Here is a 7,302-nt window from a genome sequence, read left to right on the forward strand (position 1 = left end):
AACACGGTAACCTATGAATCAGCAATCAGCCGATTTGGGAATCTTGAATGTCGATCCGACCTAGAGCTTTTTGTTTTACCGCATTATCCGACGCCGAAGCGATCCCGCTTCGGCTGGAAATGCTCTAGAATCCGAACGACTGTTGCGCCGGCTCCGGCGGGGCGAAGGAGATGCCTTCGAGCGCCAGCATCTTCACCTTGGACGTCGAACCGCCCGGGGCGGAGAAGCCGCCGATCCTGTTGCCGGCGGCGAGCACACGGTGGCAGGGAATGATGAGGGCGACGGGGTTCTTCGCCATGGCCTGGCCGACTTCGCGGGCCATTTCCGGGCCTGCGCCGAGATCGCGGGCAAGCGTGCCATAGGTCGTCGTCTCGCCCCAGTGCACGCGCCGCGCGGCATCGTAAACCGACCGGAAGAAATCGCTCTGGCCGGCGAGATCGAGCGGAACATCGGTGAAATCGGCTTCCTCACCGGCGAAGTAACGCTGCGCGGCCGCGACGGCGCGGGTAACGGCCGGCGGCGGCTCGGCGGCTTCCGCCTCAGGCAGATGGCGCAGCAGCAGGCGGCGCGTGGTGGCGGCGTCCTCGCCCGGCAACTGGAAGCGCACGACGCCCGCCGCCGTCCAGGCGATGCCACAGGGGCCGCCTGCGGTGTCGAAGATCAGGTAGTGGGTCTTGCCGGTCATTTTCGGCTCCTGTTCCCGTTTTGTCACAAGATCGGGCTTTGCCCGGCTGCTTTCAACCCGTTTCTTGCCGGGACTTGCGCCTTTCGCCGCCAATTCGCATAAACCGTCGCGAAAACGATTCAGCGAGGGGACTACATGGAGCGCTCGGAGATCATCATCGGCGGCGATACGGCGGGTATAGAATGGCGCGTGCCGGTCTTCCGCTTCAAGGGCAGCGATGCGACGGCACCGTCGGTCTATATCCAGGCGGCGCTGCACGCCAACGAACTGCCCGGAACCGCGCTCTGCCATTTCCTGCTGGAACGGCTGCGCAAGGCGGAAGCGGAGGGCGCGATCTGCGGCGACATCACCGTCGTGCCGCAGGCCAATTCCATCGGCCTTGCCCAGTATCATTTCGGCGAGATGGAAGGCCGGTTCGACCTCGGCTCGCGCACCAACTTCAACCGCGACTTTCCGCTGGTGGCGCTCGCCGAACGCGAAACACTGCTCGAAGGCCTTGAGCGCCGCAGCGCCGCCGACCGGCTGAAACGCACGCTGCTGCACATGGCACTCGGCGCGGACCTCGTGCTGGACCTGCACTGCGACGACGAATCCCTGCAATATGCCTATATCGACGAGGCCTTCTGGCCGGAGGCGGCGGACCTTGCGAGCACGCTCGACATGGAAGCCGTCTTCCTCTCGGACGGCGAAAGCAGCGCTTTCGAGGAGGCTGTCGGCCACGCCTTCAAGCATCAGGGCGGTGAGAGGCTGAAGCGCGTGCCGGGCCGTCTTTCCGTCACCGTCGAACTGCGCGGCCGGCGCGACGTCTATCCCGACATGGCGAAGCGCGATGCGGAGGGTCTCTGGGCCTTCCTCGCAGGACGTGGCGTCGTCGCCGACGCGGCCCATGAGGCAAGGCCCTATGCCGGCCCGGCCGTGCCGCTCGACAATATCGAGATGGTCCGCGCCCCCGAACCCGGCACCGTGCTCTTCCACCGCACCATCGGCGAACGTGTGAAGGCCGGCGACCTGCTGGCGACGCTGATCGTCCGGCCGGGCGAGCCCGACGGCACGATCGCCGTCAAGGCCGGCCATGACGGGCTGATTGCCACCCGCAGCTCCGCCCGCTATGCCCGGCGCGGCGATGACCTGATGAAGCTTGCCTGCCACGAGGCGACGCGCAAGGACCGCAAGCCGGGCACGCTGGAAGACTGACGGGCGACGGAAAATCTTTCGCGCGGGGGACTATCCACCCCCTCGCATTCGTATCATCCAGAACAATATAGTAAGGCGGCAAAAGCCCTTGCCGCCTTTAAGGATATTGCTCCGGATGATCCGCCCGCATCATGTTTGAGACGCTTTCGACCTACTGGCCGCATATCCTCGTCGCGCTGTCGATCATCCTCGGCGTGCCGGCCGCCATCCACGCGACCATGACGAAGGAAGAGGTGCGCGCGGCCATCGGCTGGGTCGGCGTCATCGTGCTGTCGCCGGTCGTCGGCGCGCTGATCTATGCCGTCGGCGGCATCAACCGCATCCGCCGCAAGACGTTGAACCTCAGCCGCGAGGGCCTGCTTGCCGCCGGCTGGCACCACATGGCGGAATACGACGTCACCAACGAGCATGTGCAGGTGACCTATGGCGGAGCGGTTGCCGCCATGCAGCGGCTCGGCGATGCCGTCGGACGCTGCAAGCTCACTTCCGGCAACCGCATCGCAATCCTCGAGACCGGCGACACGGCCTATGCGGCCATGCTTGCGGCCATCGACACCGCCGAACGCTCCATCTTCATGGAAACCTATATCTTCGACCGCGACGGTGCGGGCGACCGCTTCGTCAGGGCGCTTTCGGCGGCCGTGGCGCGCGGCGTCGCGGTGCGCGTGCTGATCGATGCGGTCGGCGCGCGCTATTCCATTCCCTCCATCGTCTCGGAACTGAAGCGGGCGAATGTGCCGGTCGACATCTTCAACGGCAACATCGTCATGGGCCTGCGCCTGCCCTATGCGAACCTGCGCACCCACCGCAAGATCCTGATCGTCGACGGCAGCGTCGCCTTCACCGGCGGGCTCAACATCCGCGCCGGCTTCTGCACGGAGTTCTCCGGCGATCTGGCAGCGCTCGACACGCATTTCCGCGTTACCGGCCCCGTCGTCAGCGACCTCTTCCGCATCGCCTACGAGGACTGGCGCTTTTCCGGCGGCGACGACCTTTCCGGCGAGGCCTGGCAGATCGCGCCGCCCCCGGATGCGCCGGAAAGCGGCATGCTCGCCCGCGTCGTTCCCTCGGGGCCTGACAAGAGCCTCGAGACGAACCACCGCATGCTGATGGGCGCCGTCTCCGTCGCCAAGAAGCACATCCGCATCATGTCGCCCTATTTCCTGCCCGACCGCGAATTGATCAGCGCCATCGTGACGGCGGCGCGGCGCGGGGTCGCGATCGACATCGTCGTGCCCTCCTCCAACAATCTCAAACTGGTCGATCTCGCCATGACCGCGCAGTTCGACCAGCTCCTGAAATACGGTTGCCGCATCTGGCGCGCCTCGGGCGCCTTCAACCATTCCAAGCTGACGGTCATCGACGGCGTCTGGTCCTATGTCGGCTCCTCCAACATCGACCCGCGCTCGCTGCGGCTGAATTTCGAGGTGGATATCGAGGTCGTGGACTGCGACTTCGCCGACCGCATCGAAAACCGCATCGCGACGGCGCTCTCGCTAGCCGAGGAGGTGAAGCTGGAGGACCTGAAGGCCCGCCCCTTCGCCCAGCGCCTCGTCGAGCGCGTCACATGGCTTGGCTCACCCTATCTGTAACCGCAAGCGAGCGTTCCCACACCACCTGCAGATCGATATGCGCCTTGATCGGCAGATGATCGGACGCGACGCGGGCAAGCGGCGTGTCGTGCACCTCGACGGATGTGACGAGATCGTGCGGATGGCCGAGCGCCCGGTCGAGCGCCAGAATGGGAAAACGCGACGGAAAACTCGGTACCGCGCCGGAGGCCGGATCGAAGGTCGGCTGGAGGCGCGAGAGCGAGGACCGGCGGCCGACGCGCCATTCGTTGAGATCGCCGACGAGAAGGGTCGGCATCTGTTCCTCCTCGGCGACGGAGGCGAGGATCGCCATGGCCTGCTGCTCGCGCGAACGCTTCAGAAGGCCGAAATGGGCGGCGACGAGCCGGAGCTTGCCGGCCGGCAGGTCGAGCGTCACGACCAGCGCGCCGCGCGGCTCGACGCCGGGCAGCTTCAACTGCCGCACGCCGCCGACCGCCCCCTTGCGGATCATGATCATGTTGCCGTGCCAGCCATGGCCCGTGGAGGACAGCGCGGTGATCGGCACCGGCACGAAGCCGCAGTCGCGCTCCAGTGCTTCGAGGTTCAAGAGGCCCGTGCGTTCGCCGAAGCGCTTGTCGGCTTCCTGGATGGCGATGATGTCGGCATCGATCTCGGCGATCACGCTCGCCGTGCGCTCGGGATCGAAGCGCCGGTCGACGCCGACGCATTTATGCACGTTGTAGGAGGCGATCACGGTATCGCCCGGGCGATTGCTTTCCGGCGGACGATGGCCGCGGCGGTTGCGAATGGCCGAAAGCAGCGCGGCCGACGCGATCTTTTCATTCCTGTCCAATGGACCTTCCTCGTGGCACGAGCCCATCATATGGGTCGGGGCTTCCTTTCGGCAACCTTTTCCGCCGCAAGAAGGTTCCTGAAAACGTCAGGGAAGCGCGCTCACCTGCATCTTGGGGCTGTCGAGCAGGATGGTCGAGCGCAGCGTCTTGATCTCGCCGATCCGCTCGAATTCGCTCCACAGCAGCCGCCGGTAGTCGGCGACGTCCTTGACCGCGATCTTCAGGAGAAAATCGAAGTCTCCGGCGACGGTATGGCACTCCACCACCTCCGGCATGCGCCGCACGAGATCGATGAAACGCTCGCCGACGCGCGGGGCCGTGCGCTCCAGCGTCACCTCCAGGAAGGCCTGGAAACCGATGCCGGCGGCGCGCGGATCGACGATGACGGTGTGGCGGATCACGCCGCTGGCTTCGAGCCGCGACAGCCGGCGCGAGAGGGGAGCGGGCGACAGGCCGACCTTCTCCGCAAGCTGGTTGTTGGAGAGCCCGGCATCCTCCACGAGCAGGCGGATGATGCGCCGGTCCGTCTGGTCGAGGGCCAGTTCGTCGCCCGTCCGCTTGTCCATATTCGCCCCCGCGCAAAAATCTGCATTAATCTAGCGGCATACAGCAAGAAGACAAAAGCTTCTTGCGCTTTCTCCGCAATATCATGGTCGATTTTGCTGATAATTTGGCCTAAACCGCTTGCACATCCCACCCACACAGGAACCCGGCCATGTTCGACGCCCTCACCCGCCAGCCCGACGATCCGTTGCTTGCCCTCATCGGGCTTTTCCGGGCGGACGAGCGCGCCGGCAAGGTCGACCTCGGCGTCGGCGTCTATCGCGATGAAACGGGCGCGACGCCGATCTTCCGTGCGGTGAAGGAAGCCGAACGCCGCCTCGTCGAGACGCAGCCGACCAAGGCCTATGTCGGCCCGGAAGGCGACCCGGTGTTCCTCGATCGCCTCTGGGCGCTGACGACGGGCGAAGCCGGCAAGGGCCGCGCCACCGCCGCCCTCCAGACGCCGGGCGGCTCGGGCGCCTTGCGCCTTGCCGCCGACCTGATGGCACGCATGGGCACGAAGGGTATCTGGCTCGGCCTGCCGAGCTGGCCGAACCATGCCAGCATCTTCAAGGCCGCGGGCCTCGAGGTGGTCACCTATCCCTTCTTCGACATCCCCGCGCAGACCGTTCTCTTCGACCGCATGATGGAAGCGCTGTCGGGCGCGGCCGCCGGCGATGCGGTGCTGCTGCATGCAAGCTGCCACAATCCGACCGGCGCGAACCTTTCCGCCGACCAGTGGCGTGCGGTGTCCGCCCTCATTGCGGAAAAGGGCCTGCTGCCCCTCGTCGACATCGCCTACCAGGGGTATGGCCGTGGCCTGGAGGAAGACGCCGAAGGCCTGCGCACGCTGCTTGCCGCCGTGCCGGAAGCGCTCGTCGCCGTCTCCTGCTCGAAGTCCTTCGGTCTCTACCGCGAGCGCACCGGCGCGATCTACGCCGCCTGCAGCAACCCCGAGACCGCGCTCTCCGTGCGCACCAATCTCGCCGCGCTTGCCCGCACCAGCTATTCCATGCCGCCGGATCATGGCGCGGCCATCGTCAGCACGATCCTCGGCGACGAGGCGCTGACGGCCGACTGGAAAGCGGAGATCGAGAGCATGCGCCTGCGCATCACCTCGATCCGCGAGCGCCTTGCCGCCGGCCTTTCCAAGCGCTGGCAGGTTCTGACGGCCGTGCGCGCGCAGGAGGGCATGTTCTCGCTGCTGCCGCTCGAAGAGGCGGACGTGCTGAAGCTGCGCGCCGAGCACGCCATCTACATGCCGACCTCCGGCCGGATCAACATCGCCGGCCTGAAGTCGGCCGAGGTCGATGCCGTCATCGAAAAGTTCCTGAGCCTCTGAGGAAACGATGTCGGCCGATACAGCAGCGCAGCCCGAGCGCCATTCCGCCTATGAGGACGTGATCGCCATCCTCGTCGGCACCCTGTTCATGGCGCTCGGCGTGGTGATCTACACCAAGGCGGTGCTGCTTGCCGGCAGCACCGCTGGCCTCGCGCTGCTCCTGCAATATGCGACGGGCATCGGTTTCTGGTGGCTGTTCTTCGCCATCAACCTGCCCTTCTATATCCTTGCCGTGCGGAAGCTCGGCTGGGCCTTCACGCTGCGCACCTTCGCCGCCGTGACGCTCGTCTCGATCTTCACGCGCTTCACGTCGGACCTCATCGCCTTCTCCCATCTCAATCCGCTCTATGCGGCCGTGATCGGCGGGGCGCTGTCCGGCACGGGCCTGCTCATCCTCTTTCGCCACCGCACGGGCCTTGGCGGCATCAACGTGCTGGCGATCTACCTGCAGGACCGTTTCGGTCTGCGCGCCGGCTATTTCCAGCTCGCGGTCGATCTTGCCATCCTTTCGGCTGCCTTCTTCGTCATCCCGCTCGACCGCCTCGCCCTGTCCGTGCTCGGCGCCGTCGTCGTCAACATGACGCTCGCCATCAACCATCGCCCCGGCCGTTATCTCGGGGTGACGTGAGGGCTGCGCCGCCCTATGAAGGCGGCTGAAGAGCATGAGGAGAGACGCGTGACCGTCACGATCTACGGCATCAAGAACTGCGACACGATGAAGAAGGCCCGCACCTGGCTCGACGCCAGGGGCGTCGCCTACACGTTCCACGACTACAAGGCGGAAGGCATCGATGAAGCGAGCCTTGTGCGCTGGGTGGATGCGCTCGGCTGGGAAACCGTGCTGAACCGCGCCGGCACCACCTTCCGCGCCCTCCCCGAGGCCGACAAGCAGGGCCTCGACGCGAAGAAGGCGATCGCGCTGATGCTCGCCCAGCCCTCGATGATCAAGCGCCCGATCCTCGACCGGAACGGCGCGCTGACGGCCGGCTTCAAGCCCGATATCTACGAAACGCTGTTCTAGGCTCAGGACTCATTGATTAGGTCCAGAAGATGATGGTGGCTGCGATACAGATTGCCGAGAAGAAGGTATGCGCGCAACGGTCGTAGCGGGTTGCGATGCGCCGCCAGTCC

General features: G+C 65.7%; 8 protein-coding genes and 1 pseudogene. 5 read left to right on the forward strand and 4 right to left on the reverse strand.

From position 1 onward, the window contains the following. Positions 1–124: 124 nt before the first annotated feature. Positions 125–685 carry a methylated-DNA--[protein]-cysteine S-methyltransferase gene (locus V8U06_RS28820; protein WP_427143597.1) on the reverse strand — a complete coding sequence of 187 codons (561 nt, stop codon included), beginning with the start codon at positions 683–685 and terminating at the stop codon, positions 125–127. Between the two features lie 135 nt (positions 686–820). Between V8U06_RS28820 and V8U06_RS28825 the strand changes: the two genes are divergently transcribed. Both V8U06_RS28825 and V8U06_RS28830 read left to right on the forward strand, forming a co-directional pair. Beyond that, the gene (locus tag V8U06_RS28825) at positions 821–1,879 is read left to right on the forward strand and encodes a peptidase M14 (protein ID WP_427143598.1); all 1,059 of its coding nucleotides are present in this window, start codon (positions 821–823) and stop codon (positions 1,877–1,879) included. A gap of 131 nt (positions 1,880–2,010) precedes the next feature. Continuing rightward, the gene (locus V8U06_RS28830) at positions 2,011–3,471 is read left to right on the forward strand and encodes a phospholipase D-like domain-containing protein (protein ID WP_427143599.1); all 1,461 of its coding nucleotides are present in this window, start codon (positions 2,011–2,013) and stop codon (positions 3,469–3,471) included. On the opposite strand, the gene V8U06_RS28835 is transcribed toward V8U06_RS28830, so the two are convergent. Further along, entirely contained in the window at positions 3,443–4,285 is an 843-nt protein-coding gene (locus tag V8U06_RS28835; RefSeq protein ID WP_427143600.1) for an endonuclease/exonuclease/phosphatase family protein, read from the reverse strand. The two genes, V8U06_RS28830 and V8U06_RS28835, sit on opposite strands and share 29 nt — an antisense overlap. 87 nt (positions 4,286–4,372) lie before the next feature. Beyond that, positions 4,373–4,852: an Lrp/AsnC family transcriptional regulator gene (locus tag V8U06_RS28840; RefSeq protein WP_427143601.1), complete on the reverse strand. Its 480-nt coding sequence runs from the start codon at positions 4,850–4,852 to the stop codon at positions 4,373–4,375. 149 nt (positions 4,853–5,001) lie between these two features. Here V8U06_RS28840 and V8U06_RS28845 point away from each other — a divergent pair, with 149 nt between their 5' ends. From V8U06_RS28845 to V8U06_RS28855, 3 genes are read left to right on the forward strand one after another with little or no spacing between them, the layout of a single operon-like run. Further along, the gene (locus V8U06_RS28845) at positions 5,002–6,171 is read left to right on the forward strand and encodes an amino acid aminotransferase (protein ID WP_427143602.1); all 1,170 of its coding nucleotides are present in this window, start codon (positions 5,002–5,004) and stop codon (positions 6,169–6,171) included. Positions 6,172–6,178: 7 nt separating this feature from the next. Further along, positions 6,179–6,799 carry a YitT family protein gene (locus V8U06_RS28850; protein WP_226920931.1) on the forward strand — a complete coding sequence of 207 codons (621 nt, stop codon included), beginning with the start codon at positions 6,179–6,181 and terminating at the stop codon, positions 6,797–6,799. Between the two features lie 48 nt (positions 6,800–6,847). Continuing rightward, positions 6,848–7,192: an ArsC family reductase gene (locus V8U06_RS28855; protein ID WP_427143603.1), complete on the forward strand. Its 345-nt coding sequence runs from the start codon at positions 6,848–6,850 to the stop codon at positions 7,190–7,192. Between the two features lie 16 nt (positions 7,193–7,208). Here the strand turns inward: V8U06_RS28855 and V8U06_RS28860 are convergent. Next, positions 7,209–7,302 (reverse strand): annotated as a pseudogene (locus tag V8U06_RS28860) (IS5/IS1182 family transposase); the annotation flags it as partial.

The organism is Shinella sp. G-2 (assembly GCF_050172695.1).
Classification (GTDB): Bacteria; Pseudomonadota; Alphaproteobacteria; order Rhizobiales; family Rhizobiaceae; genus Shinella.